The sequence below is a fragment of the Parageobacillus galactosidasius genome, assembly GCF_002217735.1.
Classification (GTDB): domain Bacteria; phylum Bacillota; class Bacilli; order Bacillales; family Anoxybacillaceae; genus Parageobacillus_B; species Parageobacillus_B toebii.
Window position 1 is genome coordinate 1 of sequence record NZ_NDYL01000003.1, and the last position, 1,790, is coordinate 1,790.

1 protein-coding gene is annotated in these 1,790 nt (G+C 42.2%); it reads left to right on the forward strand.

The genetic code is table 11. The features are described from left to right. The first annotated feature begins 113 nt into the window (after positions 1–113). Positions 114–1,400 (forward strand): IS110 family RNA-guided transposase, encoded by a 1,287-nt coding sequence (locus B9L23_RS19750; RefSeq protein WP_089098366.1) that lies wholly within the window; start codon positions 114–116, stop codon positions 1,398–1,400. Positions 1,401–1,790 lie beyond the last annotated feature (390 nt).

The following is a 1,790-nucleotide window of genomic DNA, read 5'->3' on the forward strand; positions in this document are numbered from 1 at the left end:
AGGAGCATTCCTGTAATGAGGAAAAATGAGGTTTGAAACAAAAAAAGTCCCCTTGGTATGATACAGGGTGTCAAGGACTTGACCCCTAACTAATAAACCAAGGAGGACCTGATATGAATTATAACCGAAATTCGAAAATTAGACAAATCACTGAACACACGTTAATCATTGGCGTTGATATCGCGAAACACAAACACGTGGCAAGAGCTCAAGATTACCGGGGATTCGATCTATCGAAGGCCGTTATAGTTGAAAACTCAAGAACAGGGTTTCAAACGTTTTTAAATTGGGTACACACCTTGATGAACCAACATGAAAAAAGAGATGTCATCGTAGGAATGGAGCCAACCGGACACTATTGGCTGAATTTCGCTTACTTCTTACAATCACATGACATCCGATGTGTCACCGTGAACCCGATGCATGTGAAACGAAGTAAAGAGTTGGATGACAACTCTCCTACGAAAAATGACGTGAAAGACGCAAAAGTCATAGCCCAACTTGTCAAGGATGGACGATATTCCATCCCGATTCTTCCAGAGGGAATCTACGCAGAATTACGTGAAGGCATGAAACTTCATGACATGGTGACACAGGATCTATATGCGGTTCAAGCCCAAGTACACAATTGGCTGGATCGCTATTTTCCTGAGTTTCTTACGGTGTTTAAAGATTGGACCGGAAAAGCAGCGCTGCAGATTTTAAAAATGGGATGTCTTCCAAAAGAAATCGCAAAGATTCCATCCGAACGGCTTCTTTGGGAAGTGAAGAAAGTGGCCAACCGGGCAGTCGGAATGAAGCGAATTGAGCAGTTAAAAGAGGTGGCAAAAGCCTCCATTGGGCTTCAAACGGGCACTCAAATGGCCAAAGAAGAGTTGCGTTATTTACTCGAGAAATACGAGTATTTAACTCATCGTCTAAATGAACTTGAAAAGCAGTTAAGCGAAATGGTTCAAACAATCCCAGGGGCCAAAGAGATGTGTGAGATCAAAGGCATCGGAGAAATGACGGTTGTCGGCTTTTTCGCTGAAGTGGGCGACATCAACCAATATCAGCATCCACGCCAAATCATCAAACTGGCGGGGCTGAACCTAAAAAAGAATGAATCCGGTCAACACAGAGGAAAAACGACGATAAGTAAACGAGGACGAAAACGACTGCGAGCTCTCTTATTTCGAGTCGTGATGCCCCTATCAGCGAAAAACCAAGCGTTTAAAGCGTTACATGAATACTATCGTACAAGGCCTAATAACCCATTAACCGGTAAGCAGTCTCTTGTCGCTTTATGTAGTAAACTCATTCGAATCTTATTCGTCATTGGTCGACGTCAAATTTCGTTCAGTGAAGAGAAAATGATACAAGATATTCCACACTTAAAGACATTGCAGGAAGTCGCTTAACCTGAAAACACGTATCAAAGATAGACATCAGAAGCACGGAGAAGTCGGGCGTTATCACACCATACGGGCTTAGACCCAGTAAAGGAGCATATTCCGACCTCCACCTCATGGATAGGCTGAACGAAGGAATGTAGGAGCGAAGGACTCCGTGAGACATGGGAGGGTACACCGCCATGAGACAAGTGGAGATCCATTGGTGCGATCATAAGGAAAAGTCCTCCATTTTCAAAAAATTGGATGATGGAGTTTGTTCCACTACATTCTATCTATCCAAAAATTTATAAATATTCAATATCTATCCTTATTTCTGATGTCTACAAAACGTCTATGTTCATGAAAATCGAAGAAATTCAAAGAAAAAACGAGAAAATCGTTATTTTATAGAGGGAG